The organism is Prochlorococcus marinus XMU1411 (assembly GCF_017696075.1).
GTDB classification, from domain to species: domain Bacteria; phylum Cyanobacteriota; class Cyanobacteriia; order PCC-6307; family Cyanobiaceae; genus Prochlorococcus_A; species Prochlorococcus_A marinus_V.
In genome coordinates this window covers 45,420-67,861 of record NZ_JAAORI010000005.1, presented here as the reverse complement: position 1 = coordinate 67,861, position 22,442 = coordinate 45,420, and the positions used below count along the sequence as shown (strand labels likewise).

General features: G+C 31.8%; 21 protein-coding genes and 1 tRNA gene. 10 read left to right on the top strand and 12 right to left on the bottom strand.

Annotation, left to right across the window (positions count from 1 at the left end; all coding sequences use genetic code 11):
• Positions 1-34: 34 nt before the first annotated feature.
• Both HA145_RS08435 and HA145_RS08430 read left to right on the top strand, forming a co-directional pair.
• Positions 35-691, top strand: a complete 657-nt coding sequence (locus HA145_RS08435) for an LON peptidase substrate-binding domain-containing protein (RefSeq protein ID WP_209128722.1) — start codon at positions 35-37, stop codon at positions 689-691.
• Positions 692-1,627, top strand: coding sequence for a methyltransferase domain-containing protein (locus tag HA145_RS08430; protein WP_209128721.1), 936 nt, complete (start codon positions 692-694; stop codon positions 1,625-1,627).
• A 1-nt stretch (position 1,628) separates the two neighbouring features.
• Here the strand turns inward: HA145_RS08430 and pheA are convergent, their stop codons facing one another.
• On the bottom strand, positions 1,629-2,474 hold the full coding sequence (pheA, locus tag HA145_RS08425; protein ID WP_209128720.1) for a prephenate dehydratase: 846 nt from the start codon (positions 2,472-2,474) through the stop codon (positions 1,629-1,631).
• A gap of 52 nt (positions 2,475-2,526) precedes the next feature.
• Here pheA and HA145_RS08420 point away from each other — a divergent pair, with 52 nt between their 5' ends.
• Positions 2,527-3,045 (top strand): DUF1997 domain-containing protein, encoded by a 519-nt coding sequence (locus HA145_RS08420; RefSeq protein ID WP_209128719.1) that lies wholly within the window; start codon positions 2,527-2,529, stop codon positions 3,043-3,045.
• On the opposite strand, the gene HA145_RS08415 is transcribed toward HA145_RS08420, so the two are convergent.
• Together HA145_RS08415 and HA145_RS08410 are read right to left on the bottom strand one after the other, a co-directional pair.
• On the bottom strand, positions 3,031-3,648 hold the full coding sequence (locus tag HA145_RS08415; protein WP_209128718.1) for a ribonuclease HII: 618 nt from the start codon (positions 3,646-3,648) through the stop codon (positions 3,031-3,033). The two genes, HA145_RS08420 and HA145_RS08415, sit on opposite strands and share 15 nt — an antisense overlap.
• A complete protein-coding gene (locus tag HA145_RS08410) occupies positions 3,605-5,425 on the bottom strand; it encodes an Rne/Rng family ribonuclease (RefSeq protein ID WP_209128717.1) in 1,821 nt (606 codons plus the stop codon). The genes HA145_RS08415 and HA145_RS08410 overlap by 44 nt, the downstream gene beginning before the upstream one ends.
• Before the next feature lie 290 nt (positions 5,426-5,715).
• Between HA145_RS08410 and HA145_RS08405 the strand changes: the two genes are divergently transcribed.
• Positions 5,716-6,942, top strand: coding sequence for an LL-diaminopimelate aminotransferase (locus HA145_RS08405; RefSeq protein ID WP_209128716.1), 1,227 nt, complete (start codon positions 5,716-5,718; stop codon positions 6,940-6,942).
• 32 nt (positions 6,943-6,974) lie between these two features.
• Positions 6,975-7,295, top strand: coding sequence for an ATP-dependent Clp protease adapter ClpS (gene clpS / locus HA145_RS08400; protein ID WP_209128715.1), 321 nt, complete (start codon positions 6,975-6,977; stop codon positions 7,293-7,295).
• Positions 7,296-7,304: 9 nt separating this feature from the next.
• On the opposite strand, the gene HA145_RS08395 is transcribed toward clpS, so the two are convergent.
• The 4 genes from HA145_RS08395 to HA145_RS08380 all read right to left on the bottom strand — a co-directional run bounded on the left by HA145_RS08395 (position 7,305) and on the right by HA145_RS08380 (position 11,820).
• Positions 7,305-8,924 carry a photosystem II high light acclimation radical SAM protein gene (locus HA145_RS08395; protein ID WP_209128734.1) on the bottom strand — a complete coding sequence of 540 codons (1,620 nt, stop codon included), beginning with the start codon at positions 8,922-8,924 and terminating at the stop codon, positions 7,305-7,307.
• Between the two features lie 108 nt (positions 8,925-9,032).
• Complete coding sequence (locus HA145_RS08390; RefSeq protein ID WP_209128714.1) at positions 9,033-10,124, bottom strand: glycosyltransferase family 2 protein; 1,092 nt, start codon at positions 10,122-10,124, stop codon at positions 9,033-9,035.
• A gap of 45 nt (positions 10,125-10,169) precedes the next feature.
• Entirely contained in the window at positions 10,170-11,723 is a 1,554-nt protein-coding gene (locus HA145_RS08385) for an ArnT family glycosyltransferase (RefSeq protein WP_209128713.1), read from the bottom strand.
• A gap of 25 nt (positions 11,724-11,748) precedes the next feature.
• A tRNA-Thr gene (locus HA145_RS08380) sits at positions 11,749-11,820 on the bottom strand.
• Positions 11,821-11,875: 55 nt separating this feature from the next.
• On the opposite strand from HA145_RS08380, the gene HA145_RS08375 reads away from it, so the two are divergent.
• Positions 11,876-12,112, top strand: a complete 237-nt coding sequence (locus HA145_RS08375) for a DUF3493 domain-containing protein (protein WP_209128712.1) — start codon at positions 11,876-11,878, stop codon at positions 12,110-12,112.
• A 16-nt stretch (positions 12,113-12,128) separates the two neighbouring features.
• Here the strand turns inward: HA145_RS08375 and infB are convergent, their stop codons facing one another.
• From infB to rimP, 4 genes are read right to left on the bottom strand one after another with little or no spacing between them, the layout of a single operon-like run.
• On the bottom strand, positions 12,129-15,515 hold the full coding sequence (gene infB, locus HA145_RS08370; RefSeq protein ID WP_209128711.1) for a translation initiation factor IF-2: 3,387 nt from the start codon (positions 15,513-15,515) through the stop codon (positions 12,129-12,131).
• A 46-nt stretch (positions 15,516-15,561) separates the two neighbouring features.
• The gene (locus HA145_RS08365) at positions 15,562-15,843 is read right to left on the bottom strand and encodes a YlxR family protein (protein ID WP_209128710.1); all 282 of its coding nucleotides are present in this window, start codon (positions 15,841-15,843) and stop codon (positions 15,562-15,564) included.
• Positions 15,840-17,243 carry a transcription termination factor NusA gene (gene nusA / locus HA145_RS08360; RefSeq protein WP_209128709.1) on the bottom strand — a complete coding sequence of 468 codons (1,404 nt, stop codon included), beginning with the start codon at positions 17,241-17,243 and terminating at the stop codon, positions 15,840-15,842. The genes HA145_RS08365 and nusA overlap by 4 nt, the downstream gene beginning before the upstream one ends.
• Positions 17,244-17,280: 37 nt before the next feature.
• A complete protein-coding gene (gene rimP / locus HA145_RS08355) occupies positions 17,281-17,748 on the bottom strand; it encodes a ribosome maturation factor RimP (RefSeq protein ID WP_209128708.1) in 468 nt (155 codons plus the stop codon).
• Positions 17,749-17,903: 155 nt separating this feature from the next.
• Between rimP and HA145_RS08350 the strand changes: the two genes are divergently transcribed.
• Both HA145_RS08350 and rpiA read left to right on the top strand, forming a co-directional pair.
• Complete coding sequence (locus HA145_RS08350; protein WP_209128707.1) at positions 17,904-19,034, top strand: trypsin-like peptidase domain-containing protein; 1,131 nt, start codon at positions 17,904-17,906, stop codon at positions 19,032-19,034.
• A gap of 45 nt (positions 19,035-19,079) precedes the next feature.
• Positions 19,080-19,793, top strand: coding sequence for a ribose-5-phosphate isomerase RpiA (gene rpiA / locus HA145_RS08345; protein WP_348535474.1), 714 nt, complete (start codon positions 19,080-19,082; stop codon positions 19,791-19,793).
• Here rpiA and hisD read toward each other — a convergent pair.
• Positions 19,790-21,076, bottom strand: coding sequence for a histidinol dehydrogenase (gene hisD / locus HA145_RS08340; RefSeq protein ID WP_209128705.1), 1,287 nt, complete (start codon positions 21,074-21,076; stop codon positions 19,790-19,792). The genes rpiA and hisD overlap by 4 nt on opposite strands.
• 120 nt (positions 21,077-21,196) lie before the next feature.
• Between hisD and rpsT the strand changes: the two genes are divergently transcribed.
• Positions 21,197-21,490, top strand: a complete 294-nt coding sequence (gene rpsT, locus HA145_RS08335) for a 30S ribosomal protein S20 (RefSeq protein WP_209128704.1) — start codon at positions 21,197-21,199, stop codon at positions 21,488-21,490.
• A 17-nt stretch (positions 21,491-21,507) separates the two neighbouring features.
• A complete protein-coding gene (locus HA145_RS08330; protein WP_209128703.1) occupies positions 21,508-22,302 on the top strand; it encodes a TatD family hydrolase in 795 nt (264 codons plus the stop codon).
• The last annotated feature ends 140 nt before the right edge of the window (positions 22,303-22,442 follow it).

Below are 22,442 nucleotides of genomic sequence, written 5' to 3'. Positions count from 1 at the left end.
AATTTATTAATATGGTAAAAACGATGAGGTTTAAATGGGAGAGCTCTCTGTAAGGGAATTACCTATATTTCCTTTGCCAGAGGTAGTCCTTTTTCCTCAAGAAATATTGCCTTTACATATTTTTGAATCTAGATATAGGATCATGCTTCAATCTGTTCTTGAAAGTGATTCAATGTTTGGGGTTATTAAATGGGATCCAACTACTAAAAGTATGGCTAATGTAGGTTGTTGTGCTCAAGTGATAAAACATCAGACCTCTGAAGATGGTAGAAGTAATATCATCACCCTTGGACAACAAAGATTTCAAGTCTTAGAAATCATACGTTCCACTCCATTTTGCTCCGCGATGGTTAGTTGGATTTGTGATGATAATATTGATGACCTTCAAAAATTAGATTCTCTAAAAGATTCTGTAAAAGTAGCACTTAGTGATGTCATTAATCTAACAAGTAAATTGACAAATACTAAGAAAAATCTACCTGATAAATTACCTGACAGCCCAATAGATTTATCATTTTGGATAGGTGCTCATTTGGGCGGTCCTGTTGCGGAAGAACAGCAAAGACTTCTTGAGGAAAGAAATACTTTTACTCGTTTACAAAGAGAATATGAAATGCTTGATCATACAAGAAAACAACTTGCAGCAAGAACAGCATTAAAAGAAAGTTTTCCTAATATAAAAGAAGATTAAATGTTTGAATTACTATTCCCTTTTTTTTTATTAATTTTATTATTTCTAGTCCTAACTATAATCTGGAGAATAAATGCTAGAAAATATATTTCTTCTGGTACAGTCGCTTCTGCATATGATGCTTGGACCCAGGATAAATTACTTGAAAGGTTATGGGGAGAACATATACATTTGGGTTTTTATCCCTCAGGGAAAAAAAATATTGATTTTAGGAAGGCTAAAGTTCAATTTGTTCATGAATTAGTCAAGTGGAGTGGTTTAGATAAATTGCCAAAAGGTTCAAGAATACTAGATGTAGGTTGCGGAATTGGTGGTAGTTCCAGGATTCTTGCAAAATATTATGGGTTTAATGTTACTGCAATTACAATAAGTCAGGCTCAAGTAAAAAGAGCAAGAGAACTTACTCCTGATGGTCTAAATTGTAACTTTCAAGTTATGGATGCTTTGGATTTGAAATTTCCAGATGGATCATTTGATGCGGTTTGGAGTGTTGAAGCTGGTGCACACATGAATGATAAAAGTAGGTTTGCAGATGAAATGCTTCGAACTTTAAGACCTGGAGGGTATCTAGCTTTGGCTGATTGGAACTCAAGAGACCTGGAGGCAAATCCTCCATCATTGTTTGAAAAATTAGTTCTTAAACAATTACTTGAACAATGGGTACATCCTAATTTTATTAGTATTTATGAATTCGGAAACATCCTTAGAACTAATAAAAATAGCGCTGGAAGAGTTATTTCTGAAAATTGGAATGCCTATACAAATCCTTCATGGTACGACTCCATTATTGAAGGCATTCGAAGACCTCTAACAATTTTGTCTCTTGGCCCATTTGCAATAGTAAAGTCCATTAGAGAGATTCCAACAATACTTCTCATGAATTGGGCTTTTAAAAAAGGTTTAATGGAGTTTGGAGTCTATAAATGTAGAGGATAAATTAATCTAGATCAACATTTTCAGAAAAATAATTTCCAAAATCTACAAAATTATTGCAGAGTGGTTTAATCTTATTTTTCAATTCAAGTAAATTTTTAATGTTATTTTGATTATTTATTTCTAAGTCGATATAGATAATGTATTCGCCTAATTCTCTTTTAGAAGGTCTAGATTCTATTTTACTCATATTAAATCCAAAATCTGCAATATTATTTATGGCTTTAAGCAAAGCACCAGGTTTGTTTGATATTAATGAAAAAGCAAAACTTGAGATATTAGCTAAATTTGAATTTAACTGCTTACTCAATAAGACAAATCTAGTGCAATTACCTGGAACATCATTAATTGGAAAGGCTAATTCTTTAAGTCCTTCAATTTGAATTAATGTTTTTGAACCGATAGCAGCTCTGAATTTACTCCCCTTAACCATATTTACAGCTTCTGATGTTGAATTTGTTGGGAGAGGGATTGCATTAGGAAGATTTTCAGATAACCATTCTGAACATTGAGCTAAAGCTTGAGGATGAGATAATACTTCTGATATGCTTGAAAGTTCTCCATCACTAATTAATGCATGTTTTATGGGTAAAACAATTGCTTTATTGATGTATATATCGGGAAATTTCCATAGAGCATCTAAAGTGGCTGTAACTCCTCCTTCTACGGAATTTTCTATAGGGACAACTGCAGCATCACAATTGTTGTACGCTATTGATTTAATGACCGAATGTAACCCATTACATGGTACAAATATAGGTGTCTGAAAATTGGCAAGCTTTGATAATATATGAGCTGCTTTTTCTGCGTATGTTCCTTTAGGACCTAAATATGCAACTTGTTTGCGCATGATTAATTGTAAAAAAAAAAGAGATCAAATAAGCATTGGAGGAATATAGAAAATGCTATTATCTTTTGATGCTAAACAGAAACTAAAGCTTTCCGTAACACGTAATAAAGAATATCTTTCTAAATATCTTTTGGAAGAAGAAAGAGTTGTTGGAGCAATGCTTGACTCCAAAAAATTAGTACCAGAAGGAGAAGGTAGGTATAAGTATACAGTAACAAGTTTTAAGGTTTTTCAACTAGATATTAACCCTGTCGTTTTAATTGCGGTAGAAAATAAAGATGGAATTTTAAAAATGAGCGCCATTGAAAGTACGTTGGATGGTTTGGGGATGATAGAAGATTTTAATCTTATTTTGAAAGCGAATTTGGAAGCAACTTCTATTGGATTAGAAGGAGAGGCACTTCTTGGAGTATCTGTAAGTCAACCGCCTTTACTGAAGCTGGTACCTAAGAAAATTTTGGAATCTACTGGTCATTCGGTGTTAAATGGAATTCTGTTAGGTATAAAATCAAGAGTTCAACAGCAATTAGTTAAAGATTTTTTAGATTGGTGTGAATTAAACAAGATTTGATTTTTTTAAAAAACTTATCCTATGAAGTTTAGTAATTCCATTTTTTTTGATGACTGAAAGATGTTCTCTAGTACCGTAACCCTTATTTTTAAATATCAGGTATCCTGAGTATTGTTTTTCTAATCTCTCCATTAGATTGTCGCGAGATACTTTTGCAACTATGCTTGCTGAAGCTATTGAGATAAACTTTGAGTCTCCAGCTACTATGTTTTCCTGAATTCCCTTCCATGGTCTTAATAATAAAGGGCCATCAATTTTTAATTCAGCTGGCTTCTCTTTTAATTTATTTAAAGCTCTTATCATTGAAAGTTCTGTCGCGACTCTTATACCTAACTTATCTATTTCTCTTACTGAGGATTGCCCGATACCATAATCTGAAGAAAGCAATAAAATTTTAGGCATAAGTAATGTTCTTTTTTTGTGAGTTAATTTTTTACTATCCATAACCCCAAATTTTTCTAAGGTAAATTTATTTTTTTCAGTTAATACGACAACTGCTGAAAAAACTGGACCAAAAACTGCCCCCCTTCCAACTTCATCTAGTCCAACTTCGGGTACTTTATTCAATACTTGCTGAGGATCTTCTTCTTGTTTTTCTTGCATTGTTTAAATCATCTGAGAGTTCAATTTCATCTTTTTTTTCTAAAAATAAAACTTCTTCAATTTCATTAGTTTTTTCTGATTTATCTTTGTAATTTGGATTTGCCTCAATATTAATCTTAATCTCTTCTTCTTTTTCAGATTTTTTAACTTTTTTTACTTGTTTTGATTGTGTTTTTTTATTATCTAAATTTTCTTCTTTTTTATTATTATTGTCTGTTAAGAGGACAAAATTATTGCTAGAGAGATATTCTTTTCCTAATTTTATGAGTGGGTTTATACCTAACTGACTAAAAACAATTTTTTCGTCATTAGTAAGATCAACAGTAATTATATTTTTTTCTTTTGAATTTAATGAGTTCAAATTATCATTATCAATATCTTTTTTATTAGAAGAATTCTCCTTATTAAGGCTCTTGGGGTTAAGAGATTCTTTTTCAACTATTTTCTCCTTCTTATCAGGTGATTGAGAATTATCTATATTCAATGACTTTGAGATATTTGATTTATTATTTTTTTCTTCAAAGTTTTTAATTTGAAGATTAGATATTTCTTCATTGAATTGATTTTCTACATGGCCAATACCATTGCACGTAGAACATTTTTTACTGAATAATTCATATATATTTTGACCTTGTCTTTTTCTAGTTAATTCAACCAAACCTAATTCAGTAAGCTGAGCTATCTGAGGTCTTGCAGAATCATCTTTTATTGCCGAAGTAAAGTGTTCAAGTAATTGGAATTGATCTCTTCTGGATTCCATATCAATAAAATCTACTACGATGACCCCACCAATATTTCTTAATTTCATCTGTCTTGAAATTTCAACTGCTGCTTCGCAATTGGTCCACAAAACAGTTTGTCTTGAGTTGGCAGATCTTGTAAACGATCCAGAGTTTACATCAATTACAGTAAGAGCTTCGGTTGGTTCAATAATTATATAACCTCCTGAAGGAAGATCTACTCTTGGTTGCAGAGCTTTTTGAATTGTTTTATTAATTTCATATTTTTCTAAAATATGTTCATTTAATTCGTTATCGTGAAATTCAATATTTACATGAGATTCATGATTTATTAAAAAATCCTTTGCTTTTTCAACTGAGAATTTGCTATCGATAATTATTCTTTTAGTTGTTAGTTTAATATGATCTCTTAAAATCTTAAGAGAGAAATCATCATCTCTTTTTATTAAATTTGGTGGATTAGAAGTCTCAGAAACTTTTAAAATGTTCTCCCATTGTTGAATTAAATTTTCTAAATCTTCAATAAGTATTTCTTCTTTTATCTTTTCAGCTTCTGTTCTAAAAAGTAAACCTGTACTAGGTGGTTTTATTAAAACCCCAAGAGCTTTTAAACGGCTTCTTTCTGCTTCTGAATTTATTTTCCTAGAAATATTTACGCCTTGACCATATGGCTGTAATATCAAATATTTTCCAGGTATTGAAATACTTCCTGTGAGTCTAGGCCCTTTAGATCCTGTCGGTTCCTTCATTACTTGTACTAGAACTTTTTGTTTTGGTTCAAGTAATTCAGTGATTCCCATTATTCCTTTTTTAAGTCTTAATGGACCTAGATCTGATACGTGGATGAATCCATTTTTAGCACTTTCACCAATATCAATGAAAGCAGCATCAATCCCAGGCAGAACATTTTCAACTGTTCCTAAGAAAATATCGCCAATTTGATATTGACCTTTTGCGACGATTAATTCATCAACTCGATCATCTGTGAGTAGTGCTGCAATTCGAGCCTGCTCAGCGATGATAATTTGCTGAGACATATTATTAATTCTGAATGGTTGGAAATTTTGAAAATCTTCTAAAGAAATATTTAACTTATACCTCTTAAAAGAGCAGTTATTTAGCTAGTATTTATTACTTTTAAATTAAGTTAATAGGAATCGGATTATGCTATGGGTAAAGCTTTAGATGACTTTCAAACTATTTGAAATTGAATTCATAGCTATGATTAACTAATTATTGAATCATAACTACAATAATATTAACATCTATTTACCACTAAGGCACGTTAATCAATTATCCTAATTAATGATTAAATTTTTTATTTAAAGTGGTTCAAGTTAACGAAAATTATTTAAAACTCAAAGCTGGTTATTTATTTCCTGAAATTGCTAAAAGAGTAAAATTATATTCTCAATCAAATAATAGTTGTGATTTAATTAAGCTTGGTATAGGAGATGTTACAGAACCATTACCTAAAGCATGTAGAGATGCTATGGGTAAAGCTTTAAATGAAATGGGAACAACCAGTGGTTTTAAGGGTTATGGACCAGAACAGGGTTATTCCTGGCTTAGAGAAAAAATTTCTGAGCATGACTTTATTGCAAGAGGTTGCAAAATTTCACCTGAAGAAATCTTTGTTTCCGATGGATCGAAATGCGATAGTAGTAATATTTTAGATATTCTCGGCAAAGATAATTCAATTGCGGTAACGGATCCTGTTTACCCTGTTTATGTAGATAGTAATGTTATGACGGGCAGAACTGGAGATGCCCTCGAAAATGGAACTTATCAGGGATTAACCTATCTTGCAATAAACGAGGAAAATAATTTTTTACCAGAACTACCTAAAAATAAAGTGGATATTCTATATCTTTGTTTTCCAAATAATCCTACTGGGGCAACAATCACTAATGAAGGATTGAAAAAGTGGGTTGATTATGCTCTTCAAAACAAATCTTTAATCCTTTTTGATGCAGCTTATGAAGCATTTATTCAAGATAAGGATATTCCGCATTCAATATATGAGATTGAGGGAGCAAAGGACTGTGCTATTGAATTTAGATCTTTTTCAAAGAATGCAGGATTTACAGGAGTAAGATGTGCTTATACAGTCATACCTAAAAACCTTTCAGGTTTAAGCTCAACAAATGAGGAAATAGACTTATGGCCTCTTTGGAATAGGCGCCAATCAACAAAATTTAATGGAGTTAGCTACATTGTTCAGAGGGGAGCAGAGGCTGTTTTTTCCCCTGAAGGGAAGATAGAGGTACAAGGTTTAATTGATTTTTATATGGAAAATGCAAAAATTATGAAAAATAAACTTCAAACTGCAGGTTATAAAGTGTACGGTGGAGACAATGCTCCGTATATATGGATTAAAGTTCCTGATAAAATGACATCTTGGGATTTTTTTGATTTTCTTCTTCAAAAAGTTAGTGTTGTGGGAACTCCTGGTAGCGGATTTGGATTGTCTGGAGAGGGTTATTTTCGTTTATCAGCATTTAACTCACGATCGAATGTTATTGATGCCATGGAAAGAATAATTAATATATAATGATAATTACCATTTAGATTTCTAAAAATTTAATGTTATCTATAAAGCTGGAACAAAGTGTCAATAATAATTCAGCAGTAATTGAAAAGAAACCTGCTGAGTTAAAAAATAAATCTCCAAAATATAAGGTCCTACTTCATAATGATCCTGTTAATTCAATGGAGTATGTCACTATTTCACTAAGAGAGGTTGTTCCGCAATTAAGCGAGCAAGATGCTATTGCAATAATGCTAGAGGCACATAATACAGGTATCGGTTTGGTAATTGTTTGTGATTTAGAGCCCGCAGAATTCTATTCAGAATCATTAAAATCAAAAGGTATTTCTAGTTCAATCGAGAAAGAAGATTGCTAACGTTTAAATTTATTTAGAGTGTACTAATTTCCTTTCAGATAGAGGACGAACTTTTAAAGATTCTTTTAGAGGGGATTTCCCATATTCTCTTTCAAGAATGTTGATAACTGTTTTACCAAATTCATCTTCTTTATTTTCAAAAGCTTCTAAGCAAACTTGACCAAGTTTTTTACCTAAAGAGCCTGGATTCCATAAAAGTTTTCTTGCTGTCCAGGGCATCATGCTCATTGGATTATAGTTTGGCTTCAAAATTTTATGATCTAAGGCGTATTTCTCAAGAAGAGTATGTGGTTGTAAACCTATGAAGAATATAGCTGGGTCAACTAAGCCCTTGCCAAAAATATTTTCTAATTCTCTATGGTACGCAATAGTTTGTCTTATGGTGCTTGGCGTTTCATCAAAAACATTAAATGAATAATTTACTGAAACATGATTTTTGAAACCTGATTTAACTAGCATTCTGCAATTATTTAATACCGTTTTCAGGTCATATGCTAATCTCATTTTTCTTACAAGTTCTTGAGATCCTGAAGTAATACCTATCTCAAAATAACTCATTCCTGTATCAACCATAAGCTGTGCTAGCTCAGCATCAATATTATCTGCTCTAATATATGCAGCCCAATTAATGTCGTTCCAGCCTTGATCTTTAATAGCTTGCAAAAGATTTTTTGCATCTTCAATATGTTTTTTGGCTGGAATAAACTGCGCATCTGTGAACCAAAATCCCCTTACTCCTAAGTCATATAATTGCTTCATTTCTTTGATAATTTCGTTAACAGGGTTAACACGAACTTGCTTGCCTTCTACAACCGTATAAACACAGAAACAACAATTATGAGGACAACCTCTTTTCGTTTGCACTCCTACATAGTAATCTCCACCTTCTATGTACCAATCGAATTCAGGCCATATTGATTTAATGTATTTATAGTTGCAGGCAGTTTTAACAGTACCCAAAGGTTGTTCATGTATTAATTTGTTCCGTGGTTTTTGTCCAGCAAGATAACATCTTTCTTCTTCTATCGAATCCCCCTTAATAATTTTTTGTATAAGATTTTCTCCTTCTCCAACTGAAATTACTGTTCCTTTTGGAAGTAGATTTCCTAATTGTTCATAGAAAACACTAACCGCTCCACCTCCTAATATTAGTTTTATGTCTTTGTTGTATTTTTGTGCTCTTTTTAGTCCTGTCTTGACTAATGAGGTATTTCTATATATTTCTCCATAGTGAGATGCAATTAATTTTAATCCGCCCCAAGAACCTCTAATTTTTTTAAATAAATTTTTTGAGTAGAAAACCTCAAAAGAATTTTGTAGAGGATTGCCACTTCTGCCATCGACTGGTGCATAAATTTGAATGTCTCTCCATGAGAAGATAATTAAATGAGGTCTAAATTGATCAATTTTTCTACATAAATATTTGGAAACTTTATTAGATGGAATTATTGCTAGATCAATAAACTGCTGCTCTATGTCAGGGAAACACTTATGAATATGATCTGCCAAATAAATAGGCCCTATTGGAAATATTGGATTACATGGAAGTCTTACAGTAAGAATTTTCCCATAGTGGTTTCTGTGGTAATTATTTTTATTTAATTTTTTGAAATCGAAATTCAAATTCATGCCATGAAATTCTAATGAATTAATATTCATTAAGAATCTAACTACTTTATTACTAATTCGGCGAAATTAAAAATCTTTAGAAAATACTTATGAAAATTTTATTTAACTTCAGATATCGGAAATCATATAAATCCAGCACACTTTGAGAAGTTTTAATCCATCAATCCATCTTGATATATTTGGCGCACCAGATTTTCTAGCGTAATATCTAACAGGATAATTAAGTATTTTTATATTATTGTTTGCTGCTTCAAATATTATTGTGAAGTCTCCAAATGGATCAGATTTGGAATCCCAACTCCCATTTTTTTTCATAAGTTTAAAGAACTTTCTTGAAAAAACTTTTGTCCCACAAAGTGAATCTGATACTTGCTTATTGATGAGAATTGATAAAAATATTGCAAAAAGTCTATTGCCTATATAATTTGCCCATCTCATTGCATCTTTTTCCATTGGAAAAGTCGTACGGGCACAATTAATTAAAATATTTTCATTTTTAGTTGATTCCATAATTGCTGAAATACTGTCATCAATATCTACAGTTAAATCACTATCAATTATGGCAAGGGTTTCACCTTTAGAAATATTAAATCCCTCTACAACAGCATTTTTCTTTCCTTTAGAAGTTTGTTTGAATAGAGAGATATTAAAAAATTTTGAGAAATTTTCTTTTAACTCCTCCAGAATTTCATATGTATTGTCATTGCTATTACCTTCTACGAATATAATTTCTAATTTATTGGGTATTTTTTTAAATTTATTAAGTGCATTTATTAATAGTTCTTTATTACCAGCCTCATTTCTTGCAGGAATTACAATAGTTATTAAATGATCGGAAATATTTTCATTATATTTATAAAAAAATATTTCTAGTTCGTAGGCAAGTTGTTTTATTATTGGAACTTTGCGAAAAATATTTTTTAAAGATTGTGGAATTAGTTTGGTTGGCAAAGGTGTTAATTTTTTTGCTTTCCATCTAATAGGTCTATAGTTATAAATTTCTGCTAGAGATTCAATATCGCATAAAGTTATTCTTGCTTTACTAGTAGTTTCTCTAAAAATTCTTGAATCTAATCTTAACCATCTAGTTATTGGCTCCCAAGTATTACCCCTGACTTTAATTGAGATAAATTCGTTATTTTCTTTGAATAATTGATGAAGTTTGTTATACGCTAAATTCCAAGTATTAACTGATTTCATTACTTTATAGTGTTAGATAAAGCCACTTTATTATATATTGATTATCTACTTTTTAATTATTAATTTCCATGGATTTAAAATATCGTTTTCATAAATAACTTCATAGGAGTAGTTATTATTTTTAATTTCTTTGAATTCAGTTGACCATGCCAATTCTGACTTCTTTAACTGCTCAATACTCTCTAAACCTTCACCTAGTTTAGGGGTTAATAACGAAATTCTTATGATTTTTGATTGAGATCTAGAATTTTTTATTCCACTTGTATCAACCTTAATTTCTTGATTTTTTACAGTATCAAGAGATGAAATATATTCCATTGTTTCTCTTATTTCTCTAGATCTATCGGTAAATAATCCTGATTGCAACAGAAATGTTGTTAATAAGTAAGGCCCAATTATTAGTATTATTAAAATTTCTTGGAATGAGTTTTTATCTTTTATGAATGACCAAGATAGCCCAAAAAATAATAATCCAATTATTAGAAATGTATTTTCTTTAATGTTAAAATTACCAACATTTTTAAAGAAAAAATAATACGTAATAGTCAAAGAGACTACAAATAATGGAACAATTTTTGAAGTGAAAAATATAAAAATTCTTTTAAATCTTTTTGAGTTAAATAAATATTTTATTCCTACATAAGTATTTAGTGTAAAAATAGATGAGATTTGTAGAGTGTAGTAGGGCGTTTTTGTAGAAAAAATACTAAGAATTCCTATCAAAATTAAAGGAAAAAAGGAAAGTATATATTTCTTATCTTTACTTTCAAATGTATTGTGTATCGTTCCAATAATTGCAAAAAGACTCCATGGCATAAAGGTTGCAGGAATATTCCAAAAATAGTAATAAAAAGGATTTGTAAAAGTATTTTTAGTTGAAAGTATATTGAACTTTTCAACTAAATAAAAAATTATATTTTTTTCTAAATAAGGATTAATAGATAATGCCCAAAACAAGTATGGAATAAATCCAATTAGTAGTCCAAGCCAAAAAAATTTACTGAAAAAAAGATTCTTTTTTATATACAAATATGGTAAAAGCGATAATAAAGGTACTAATACTAGAAAAGTTTTCATCATAAAAGATAGACCAATCCAAATACCAAAAAGCAATAAATAGAATTTGTTATCTTTACTTTTTATTTTGATTAATGAAAATACTCCGAGAGTTACTAAACAAGAATAAATAATATCTTGAGTAGCTAAGTGTGAGTAGTCAAACCATATATATGTTGTACAAAGTATTAGCGGAGAAATAATGGCATATTTATTACTAAAAAATTCTTCATGCAATTTAAAAGTTATGAATAGCATTAATATTGCAGCAGCTGTTGTTGGTAGATAAGCGGAAAATATATTTCTTCCAAAGATATCTTGTGACTTTGCGATTAAAAATTGTAATCCTATTGTTCTATCTAGAACATAATCATTCCACCAAAGAGGAACTATCCAGTTACCTTTATCCAATATCCATCTAGCTTGTAAAGCATAAAATCCCTCATCAAAAGCAATGTAACTTCTTTTGCCAAAATAAAATATGAGAGGAAGAAAAATAAATATTTTAAAAAGATATTGAAATTTAAAAATTCTATTAATCATTGTTGTTTTTAATTTGCTTTTGAAATGCCGATAATTGGAATTGAACCAATGACCTACTGTTTACGAGACAGTTGCTCTACCGCTGAGCTATATCGGCAAAGTTAAATTATTAAGATTTTCATATAGACTTAATTTTATTATTGAAAAAATTTATGTCAAAAATAGATCCTGAATTAAAAAAGAGATTGCTTAAGGAAACTCAGACCCCTTTTAAAGGATTAAGGAGAGTTTTGTGGATAGCTTTTAGTGGTTCCGCATTTTTGGGTCTTCTAATAATGCTTTCCAAATTTGCAAGTGGAGGTGAATTACAGGAAAATAACCTTCTTATACAAATAGGTGCTTGTGTAATATTCCCTACTTTATTATTTTTCGATAGGGATAAAGATTAACAGGCTTTATATTTAGTTATTGACTTAATGTTCTCTTTTTAGTGACAAATTTGAAAGCTTCTATTATGTCTCCTTCTATCCAAGAAGAAAATTTATCGCAACCTACTCCACATTCAAATCCAGTATTTACCTCTTTTACATCATCTTTAGACCTTTTTAGGGAGTCTAAATTGCCCTCAAAAACTACTTTATCTGATCTAACAACTCTAAGAGAACAATTACGTTGTAATTTACCAGTTTGTATATAACATCCTGCGATAGCTCCTTTCCCAACTGCGAAAGTTGCCCGAACTTCAGCTTTACCTAAGGATTCTTCGACAAGATCAGGTTCGAGTAGACCTTCCATGGCTAACTGAATATCTTCTAAGAGTTTATAAATTACATCATATTCTCTAATGTCAACATCATTAGCATCTGCTGCTCTTTTTGCTCCAGATGCCAATGAGGTATTAAACCCAATAATTACTGATCCTGATGCAGCGGCTAGATCTATATCTGTCTCAGTTATTTCTCCTGGAGCAGAAAGTAAAACTCTTACTTGAACTTCATTTTTTGGTAATTGTTCTAGTGAGCCCAATATCGCTTCAACACTACCTTGAACATCTGCTTTAAGAATTAAGTTTAACTCTTTTAATTCTCCATCATTTGCTTGAGTGGATAAGGATGACAAGCTAACTCTTCTAGACGCCATTTGCTGAGCTAATTTTGTAGCTCTAGCATCTGTAGCTCTCTCTCCGACTATAGATCTAGCAGTTTTTTCATCAGGGTAAACTTCAAATTCATCGCCTGCTGTAGGTACTTCACTAAATCCTAATGCTTCGACAGGGAATGAAGGACCTGCTTGTTTGATTCTAGTACCATGCTCATCAACCATTGCTCTTATTTTACCAAGGACCGAACCTGCAGCTAAAACATCCCCAGATTTTAAAGTTCCATTTTGTACTAACAAGGTAGCTACAGGCCCTTTAGCCTTATCTAGGTGAGCTTCAATTACAGTACCTTTTGCTGATCTGTCAGGGTTAGCTTGTAAGTCTTCAACTTCTGATACTAATAGAATCATTTCGAGCAATTTATCAATATTTTGTTTTTTTATTGCACTTACTGGAACCATTACAGTATCTCCTCCCCAATCTTCAGCTATTAAATCTTTTTCTGATAGTTCCTGCTTGACTCTTTCAGGAGATGCCCCTTCTTTATCAATTTTATTTATTGCAACAACTATTGGTACTTTTGCGGCTCTTGCATGACTTATTGCCTCAATTGTTTGAGGTCTACAACCATCATCAGCGGCTACTACAAGTACAGCTACATCAGTAACTTTTGTACCCCTTGCTCTCATTGCTGTAAAGGCTTCATGACCAGGAGTATCAAGAAAAGTCAATTTTTTCTTTTTAGATTCATGTTTAAATTCAACTTGATAAGCGCCTATATGTTGAGTGATTCCCCCTGCTTCTCCCGAAGCTACTCTTGATTCTCTGATGGAATCTAGAAGACTTGTTTTGCCATGATCAACATGGCCCATTACTGTAATAACAGGTGGCCTTTTTATTAAGCTATCAATATCATCAGATGCAATCATATCTACTGTTTTCTCAGCAGCTTCTTGGATATCATCTTGCAAAACAGGTACCCCAAACTCTTCGGCAACTGTTTCGATAGTCGCTAAATCAAGTGATTGAGTTACCGTAGCCGTTATTCCTTTGAAGAAAAGAGATTTGATTATTTCAGAACTTTCAAGACTTAATTTATCAGCTAATTCTTGAACAGTTAAATTATCTTCAGGAACTATTATCATTTCAGGCCTTACTTGTTTAGCCTCTTTAGCAGCCTTTAATTCCATTGCTCTTCTTTTTTGCCTTTGCCTTGTTGTCTCTTTTTTCTTCTTCTTAAATTGTTTTGTAGATTTCTGAGATTTAGATTCTTCAGACTTTTCTTTCTTTGGACGCGCCAAACTAGCTGATAATATTGAAATCTTCTCACCTGAATATCCACTGGTTTCAGATGTTAATGAATCATCATTCTCGCCAATAATATGAACTTTCTGTCTTTGTTTTTGGGGGTTTTTATTTCTTAATGCTTCTAGTTTTGCACTGTCGTCCCAATCAGTCTTTCCTGGTTTTCTTGAAGTATTTGAAAATGTTTTATGAGGTGGCTTTTTAGAACTAGGGGCAGAGTTTGGACGATTATTAGGAGCTTTTGCCTTCTGTCTAGGTGACTCAATATTTTGTTTTTCTGTTTTTATGCCAAGCTTGTCTTTCTCAGATTTATTAGTTTTTTGAAGTTGTAAAAGTTCATTAGGTGATACTGGCTTTCTAATCCCAGGTGAATTTTGACCATTGAAATTAGACCCAGGTCTATTTGGAGCGCCAGTTCTATTTGGAGCGCCAGCTCTATTTGGAGCACCAGATCTATTTGGAGCACCAGCTCTATTAGAATGAATTTGTCTATTAAATGAGCCAGGTTTTCCCTGATCTGATGGTTTATTTCTCAATCCAGGCCTATTTGGCATGCCAGTTCTATTTGGAGCACCAGCTCTATTAGGATTAATTTGTCTATTAAATGAGCCAGGTTTTCCCTGATCTGATGGTTTGTTTCTCAATCCAGGCCTATTTGGCATGCCAGTTCTATTAGGAAAAGATTGTTTAAAAGAAATATTTTGCTTATTGTTGTTTTGTTTATTAGTATCGTTTCTTCTAATTGGTGCTCCTACGAGTTCAGGGGTATTAATTTTTTTGTTAAAATTTTTTGTTTTAGGTTGGTTCGAACCTTGATTAGGTTTGTTAGATATTTGCCCTTGCCCCCCTGAATTGTGGATGTTCTTTGAAGGCTTATCAGATTTAAAATTATTACTTATATTTGTAGGCTTTGCAATTAATTGAATTGGGGGTTTTGTTGGACTTTTAATGGGTGGGGTTGCATTATTTCGGAAAGTTGTTTTATCATCACTGGAAGTTTGTGAAGGTTTACTCTTAGTATTTTGATTTTGAAAGTTTGATTGAGATTGAGGACTACCAATAATAATAGGTTTACTAGGATTTTTAGGTTGATTTGAAGTTATTTTTAGACTCTCAGGCTTACTAAGAGGTTTTATTAATAAAGGCTTTTTGTTCGAATTAGCATTTAGAGGCTTCTCTTCTAAAAAAGATGGAACAGAAGATTTATCTTCTTTGTTTTGTTTGTAATTATCTTTTTTAATTAAAGGTTTATTAATGGAAAGTATTTTTTTATCTGAATTCTTGTTTTTAATGAGATTTGTTATTTTTTTTGCATCTTCTGAACTAATAGAACTACTATGGCTTTTTACTGAAATTGAAAGTTTTTGAGCGGCATCCAATATATCTTTATTTTCCAGATTTAAGTCTCTGGAAAGTTCGTAAATTCTGATTTTATCGCTGAATGTCATTTAATCTGATTTGTACTCTTTGAAAATTAAAGAGGAATTAGTTTAATTATATTCCCTTATTGGAATAGTCATTGAAGCTTGTAATTTCTTTTTCAAAAATATCAATAAATTCAGGTTCTAGAAATGTTTTTAATGATTTTTGAAGCTTTTTTTTGATCTTGGAATCTGAGTAACATTTTTTTGACTTACAAATGTATGCTGATCGGCCCATTCCCTTTTGAAACATGATGCCTTGTTTATGATCTTTAGTAATCTTTAATAGATCTTTTCTGTCATATGTTTCTCTACATGAAATGCATATACGCATAACAGGTTTTTTAAATATCACCGTTTTCTCTCCTCTTTGGTAGATATTTCACTATCTTGCAAAGTTTCTAATTGATCATTATCTGAGAAGGCTTCTCCTTCGTATTGTTCTTCTCCATATTCTTGATCATCTTCAGGAAGGGGATAAAGCTCTCTTAATCTTGCATCTTCTGCAGCACGTTCAGCTTGTTCTGCTTCTAGTCTTAGCTCAGCTTCTCTCTGGAGATTCTCTTCATCTTCTCTTTGAACTATTAATTCAGAGACTGCAGCATCTTCTGCTTCCTGATCGTATTCATGTGAGTTCTTAACATCAATCTTCCAACCAGTTAATTTTGCAGCAAGTCTTACATTTTGACCTTCTCTACCAATTGCGAGGCTCAATTGATCTGGTGGGACAAGTACGTGTGCATGTTGCCCTTCTGGGTCAACGAGTCTTACTTGATCAACTTTGGCAGGACTTAAAGAGTTTAAAATATATTGGATTGGATCAGATGACCATTTGATAACATCAATTTTTTCTCCTCTTAATTCATTAACTACTTGTTGAATTCTTGCTCCTCTAGCTCCAATACAGGCACCTACAGGATCTACTTCTTGTTCTTCACTATCAACAGCTACTTTTGTTCTTGGCCCAACTGCTCTTGAAGGAGGGTTTGCTTCTCTGGAAACAGCAACAATTTTTACTGTACCTTCTTGTATTTCTGGAACTTCATTCTCGAATAAATAGACCACTAAACCAGCATTTGCTCTGCTTACAAAAAGTTGTGGACCTTTTCTGGCTATTTCGCTAACTTCTTTCAAAAATACTTTGAAAGTTGCATTTGCTCTGTAATTGTCATTTGGTAACTGATCTCTTTTGGGAAGTTCGGCCTCTACTTCAGGTCTGCCAATGCCCGAACTAACTCCCATAATTACTGATTGTCTTTCAAATCTTATAACTCTTGCAGTTAAAACAGGATCTTCCAAATCTGCGAATTCTTCTTGGATCATTTTCCTTTGTTGATCCCTTAATTTTTGCGCTAAAACTTGCTTTGTTGTTGAAGCAGCCATTCGTCCAAAATCCTCTTTTTCTGGAGTAACGTCTAGAACGACAGTGTCTCCTATTTGAGCATCATCAGCTACTTGTTTAACTTCTACTAGAGATATTTGATGATCTTCGCTCTCAACTTCGTCAACAATTATTTTACTCGATAGGATCCTATAACCCTCTTCATCTAGATCAAGTCCAACATCAAAATTATTAAAATATTCTTCATCAAATGGATCTTCGTTACTTCCAATGAAAAAAGTTTTTCTATATTTTTCGTAACCTTTTAATAAAGCTTCGCGTAAGGCTACTTCGACGATATTAGGAGGTAATTTTTTTTCCTCACTAATATCTTCAATAAGATTGTTTAAACCTGGGAGAATAACTAATGCCATCTATGATGGGGAAAATTGAATAATGGTTGATAAATAATTAATCTTCTAGTTTACAAAGACTAATTTTTAATACTTCATTAAAAGGTATTTTTTTAATCTTACCTTTAATGTTAATGGCTAAATAATCTTTAGACTTTTCATAGAGTAAACCATTCAGAAATTTTATTTTAGAATCTTTCTGGTTTAACTCAACATTAACTGGAAAACCCTTAAAAGTTTTGAAGTCTCTTTCTGAGGTTAATTCATCACTGACCCCTTGACTACTAATTTCTAAGACATATGAACAATTTAAAAGATTTGAATTTTCTATTTCTTCCGATGCTGGGGTATTAAATAGCACACAATCATCAAGTGAAATATCACCACCATTAGTCTTTTTAATAATGATTTTTATAAGAATTGGATTTTGATTTGTTTGTACATTTAAATTACAGATTTCGAAATTCAATGTATTGGCAACTTTTTTGAGTAAAGTTTCTAGTTTATTTTTTTTTTCTTTATTCAAATTAATTTCATTATTTACTTAAAATAATATTTACATAATAAAAAATTTTTTCTATACAAAATTTAAAAGTTTGTATTTTATGGATGTAAACAAAAAAACAACAATTAAATATTTCTTCAATTAGATTTGTTTTATTAATACAAAACTATAAATATATGGATAATCTAAAGATTAAATTTGTAAATTTAATTCAACTATTTATTATTGTTTGTTTTTGTTTAGTTAATTTTTCTCAAAAAGCTGAAGTTTTAGCTTTGCCGTCCTCTGAAAATCATAATTTTGTATCATCTGCAGTAAAAAATGTTGGTCCTGCAGTAGTAAAAATTGATACTGAGCGTTTAGTAGAAAGGCAACAGTTTGATCCCACTTTACTTGATCCTTTATTAAGAGATTTACTTGGGGAACAAGGAATTACTCCTGAGAGGGAAAGAGGCCAAGGTTCAGGAGTAATTATTAACGATAACGGTTTGGTTCTTACGAATGCTCATGTAGTAGAAAAAGTTGATGATGTTTCAGTTACTTTGGCGGATGGAGCCATTTGCGATGGAAAAGTTTTGGGTACTGATTCGGTTACTGACTTGGCTTTAGTAAAAATTGAGGATTCTTCATACTCTAGTTTTGCTCCTCTAGGTAATTCTGAAGACCTTGAAGTTGGAGATTGGGCAATAGCTCTTGGAACTCCTTATGGACTAGAAAAAACAGTTACCTTAGGGATTGTAAGTAGCCTACATAGAGATATTAACAGTTTAGGTTTTTCAGATAAAAGGCTTGATCTCATACAAACTGATGCTGCGATTAATCCAGGAAATTCCGGAGGCCCACTTATCAATTCAGATGGAGAGGTGATTGGAATTAATACATTGGTTAGAAGTGGCCCTGGTGCAGGTCTAGGTTTTGCAATACCAATCAATCTAGCAAAAAGTGTCTCTGATCAACTCCTAAAAAATGGGGAGGTTATTCATCCATATTTAGGGGTTCAATTGATTTCTTTGAATCCTAGAATTGCTAAAGAACACAATAAAGATCCTAATTCACTAGTTCAATTACCCGAAAGAAATGGAGCTCTAATTCAATCAGTCATCCCTAATAGTCCTGCTGAAAAAGCTGGGTTAAGAAGGGGCGATTTAGTTATAGCAGCTGAAAATATCTCTATACAAGAACCTAAAGCTTTGCTAGATGAAGTTGAGAAAGCTAAAATAGGAAAAGTATTTCTTTTAAATGTTTTAAGAGACAATAAAGAAATACAGATAAATATTAAACCAGAACCTCTTCCAGGTTTGACATAAATCCCTCATTGAAATTTAATAATCTATACATTTAGAAGAAAAATTTTGGATTCACAAACCCGAATGAAACAAATAGTTGCTGATGCAGCAATTAAAGAAGTAAAGAGTGACATGATTCTAGGATTAGGTTCTGGATCTACAGCCGCACTTATGATAAGAAGCCTCGCTAATGAAATTCGTTCTGGAAAACTGCAAAACATAAAAGGTGTCGCAACTTCTTTTCAATCAGAAGTTTTAGCACTCGAACTTGATATCCCTCTAATTGATTTAGCTTCTGTTTCTCAAATCGATTTAGCTATTGATGGAGCAGATGAAGTAGATCAGCGTTTTCAATTGATAAAAGGAGGAGGAGCATGTCATGTCAGAGAAAAGTTAGTAGCATCTAAAGCTGATCAATTAATGATTGTTGTTGATGAAACTAAACTCGTACAGAACTTAAATCAATCTTTCCCTTTACCTGTAGAGGTCCTTCCAAATGCTTGGAAGCAAGTTCAGGATGTGATTTCAAAAATGAATGGCAGATCTACTTTAAGAATGGCTACTAAAAAAGCTGGCCCAGTTGTTACTGACCAGGGCAACCTAATATTAGATGTTTTGTTTAATGATGGTATTAAGAATCCAAAAGAGATTGAAATGAACATTAATAATATTCCAGGAGTATTAGAAAACGGATTATTCGTTGATCTAACAGATAAAGTATTGGTTGGTAAGCTTGAAGAAGGCATGCCTATTGTTTACTCGCCCTCAAAAATTGGTTAGTCCTCAAATCTTATTTGTACAGAGTTAGCGTGACTATGTAAACCCTCACTTTTAGCAAGATTAATAATATCAATACTGTTAACTTTTAAACTTTCTTTATTAAATTCTATAATGGAAGTATTTTTCATAAAAGTCTCTACTCCTAGAGAACCACTAAATCTTGAATTTCCTGATGTAGGTAAAGTATGATTTGGTCCTGCAAGATAATCTCCAACAGCTTCAGGAGTCCATTTCCCCAGAAATATTGCTCCTGCATTCTCTATGCCTTCAAGAATTTTTTTCGAATCTATAGTTATAATTTCTAAGTGTTCTGGAGCAAAGTTATTGCTTAATTCAATACATGATTCATAATTCTCACAAATAACAATTAATCCCCAATTTTTTATTGATTGCAAGCAAATTTCTTTTCTTGGATGATCATCTATTTTTTTATAAAGTTCCTCTAGAACTCCTTTTGCCTGCTTTTTTGATGTAGTTAGTAGTATTGAAGAAGCCAAGGGATCATGTTCTGCTTGTGCTAGTAGATCAGATGCTATGTGAGTGTCTTGAGCTGTTTCATCCGCAATGATTAATATTTCACTTGGACCAGCTAAAGAATCTATTCCTGTAGAGCCATAAATTAGTTTTTTAGCAGTTGTTACATAGATATTTCCTGGACCAGTGATAACATCAACTTTATTAATTTGATTTGTGCCAAATGCTAAAGCCCCAATAGCTTGAGCTCCTCCAATTCTAAAAACTTTATTTATTCCTGATAAGTAGGCTGCAGCTAAAACAGTTTTGTTTATTTTCCCCTCTTTGTTACCAGGAGATACCATTATAATTTCTTTTACTCCAGCTACTTTTGCAGGTATTGCATTCATTAATACAGTACTGGGATAAGCAGCTCTCCCTCCAGGGATATAAATACCTGCATTTTTTACTGCGCTCCATCTCCTTTGGACTATATCACCATGTTTACCTTTAATTGTGAAAGATGATGGAATTTCTTTTTCATGGAATTCTTTAATTCTTTTATAGGCTATCTCAAGTGAACGTTTTAAATTACTATCAATTACATCCCATGCATCTTGCAATTCTTCCGCACTCACTTGCATAGGGTTAGGGTTAAAACCATCAAATTTTTTGGTAAATTTTTCAACTGCAATATCTCCATCATTTTTTACCTCTTGAAGAATTCCTTCGACAATTGCATTTATCTTATTATTGTTCTCTGAATTAGTTCGAGAAGAAATCCTTTTTAATTCTTGGATAGCTTCTTTTTTATTATTTATGATCTTCATATTCTTAATTTTTCAAATTAAAAGTTTCGAAATCCGATTTAATGTTTTTATAAATTATATATGATTGATTAGTAGTCAATCTATTTGTTATGATAGAAACCTTCTACTAATATACCCTCTGTGGCTAATAACAAATCAGCAAAAAAGAGAATACTAATTTCAGAAAGAAATCGTTTAATTAATAAGTCATATAAATCTGTAGTAAGAACCTTTACCAAAAAAACTTTAGAGAATTGCGAAATCTATAAAAAAGACCCTAATGAAGATAATAAAAATTTAGTTAAAACAAGTCTTAATAAGACTTTTAGCTTAATCGATAAAGCAGTTAAGAAAAATGTTCTTCACAAGAATAATGGAGCTAATAAAAAATCAAAAATCAATAATTTTGTAAAAACAACCCTTACCACAAAATAAAAAGGCAGATCATAATTATGAGCGATATTGAACTCATAGACTCCCACTGTCATTTAATATTTGAAAATTTTAAAAAAGATATTGACGATGTTGTTTTAAGATTGCGTTCAAGAGGTGTAAAAAAATTAGTTCATGCTTGTTGTGAATTAACAGAAATTCCTAAGTTAAAAAAAATATCACACCAATATAATGAAATTTACTATTCAGTTGGTTTGCATCCACTTGAAGCAAAAAAATGGGAACCAAGTTCCATAGTTCATTTAAAAAGATCAGCTCAAGAAGATAAAAGAGTTGTAGCAATTGGAGAATTAGGCTTAGATTTTTTTAAAAGCGAAAATAAAACTCAGCAAATTGATGCTCTTTTGCCACAAATGGAGTTGGCTTATGAACTCGAATTGCCTGTAATCATCCATTGCAGAGATGCTGCAAATGAAATGATCGAGATATGTAATGATCTCTCTATAAAAGGAAAATGTCCTCAAGGTGTACTTCATTGTTGGACAGGGACCCCAAAAGAAATGAATAAATTCTTGGATCTTGGTTTTTATATTAGTTTTAGTGGAATAGTAACTTTCCCAAAAGCACATGAAATACACGAGTGTGCCAAAATAGTTCCAAATGATAAGTATCTAATTGAAACTGATTCACCCTTCTTGGCTCCAGTGCCCTTTAGAGGTAAACGAAATGAACCTGCATTTGTTGAAAGTGTTGCAAATTTTATAGCAGATTTAAGATCTACAGATCTAAGCACAATTGCTAAGGAGTCATCCAAGAATGCTGAAGATTTGTTTAAATTTGACTTGATAAGTTGACGTTATAGCTGCTAGTATTAGGAATTACTGGAAATTTTGCCTAATTTTTAGTTCTGACTTTCTTAAATTAATAGTTTATTACTATTAAACGAGATTTTTAGTTTTGTTAAATTGATTTTTAAAAAAAAATCCGCATTTAA

What these genes read in the sequence shown, in the direction of transcription:
- HA145_RS08435 (WP_209128722.1), top strand. Translation starts at nt 35, where the DNA reads ATGGGAGAGCTCTCTGTAAGGGAATTACCTATATTTCCTTTGCCAGAG.
- HA145_RS08430 (WP_209128721.1), top strand. Translation starts at nt 692, where the DNA reads ATGTTTGAATTACTATTCCCTTTTTTTTTATTAATTTTATTATTTCTA.
- pheA (WP_209128720.1), bottom strand. Translation starts at nt 2,474, where the DNA reads ATGCGCAAACAAGTTGCATATTTAGGTCCTAAAGGAACATACGCAGAA.
- HA145_RS08420 (WP_209128719.1), top strand. Translation starts at nt 2,527, where the DNA reads ATGCTATTATCTTTTGATGCTAAACAGAAACTAAAGCTTTCCGTAACA.
- HA145_RS08415 (WP_209128718.1), bottom strand. Translation starts at nt 3,648, where the DNA reads ATGCAAGAAAAACAAGAAGAAGATCCTCAGCAAGTATTGAATAAAGTA.
- HA145_RS08410 (WP_209128717.1), bottom strand. Translation starts at nt 5,425, where the DNA reads ATGTCTCAGCAAATTATCATCGCTGAGCAGGCTCGAATTGCAGCACTA.
- clpS (WP_209128715.1), top strand. Translation starts at nt 6,975, where the DNA reads ATGTTATCTATAAAGCTGGAACAAAGTGTCAATAATAATTCAGCAGTA.
- HA145_RS08395 (WP_209128734.1), bottom strand. Translation starts at nt 8,924, where the DNA reads ATGAATTTGAATTTCGATTTCAAAAAATTAAATAAAAATAATTACCAC.
- HA145_RS08390 (WP_209128714.1), bottom strand. Translation starts at nt 10,124, where the DNA reads ATGAAATCAGTTAATACTTGGAATTTAGCGTATAACAAACTTCATCAA.
- HA145_RS08385 (WP_209128713.1), bottom strand. Translation starts at nt 11,723, where the DNA reads ATGATTAATAGAATTTTTAAATTTCAATATCTTTTTAAAATATTTATT.
- HA145_RS08375 (WP_209128712.1), top strand. Translation starts at nt 11,876, where the DNA reads ATGTCAAAAATAGATCCTGAATTAAAAAAGAGATTGCTTAAGGAAACT.
- infB (WP_209128711.1), bottom strand. Translation starts at nt 15,515, where the DNA reads ATGACATTCAGCGATAAAATCAGAATTTACGAACTTTCCAGAGACTTA.
- nusA (WP_209128709.1), bottom strand. Translation starts at nt 17,243, where the DNA reads ATGGCATTAGTTATTCTCCCAGGTTTAAACAATCTTATTGAAGATATT.
- HA145_RS08350 (WP_209128707.1), top strand. Translation starts at nt 17,904, where the DNA reads ATGGATAATCTAAAGATTAAATTTGTAAATTTAATTCAACTATTTATT.
- hisD (WP_209128705.1), bottom strand. Translation starts at nt 21,076, where the DNA reads ATGAAGATCATAAATAATAAAAAAGAAGCTATCCAAGAATTAAAAAGG.
- HA145_RS08330 (WP_209128703.1), top strand. Translation starts at nt 21,508, where the DNA reads ATGAGCGATATTGAACTCATAGACTCCCACTGTCATTTAATATTTGAA.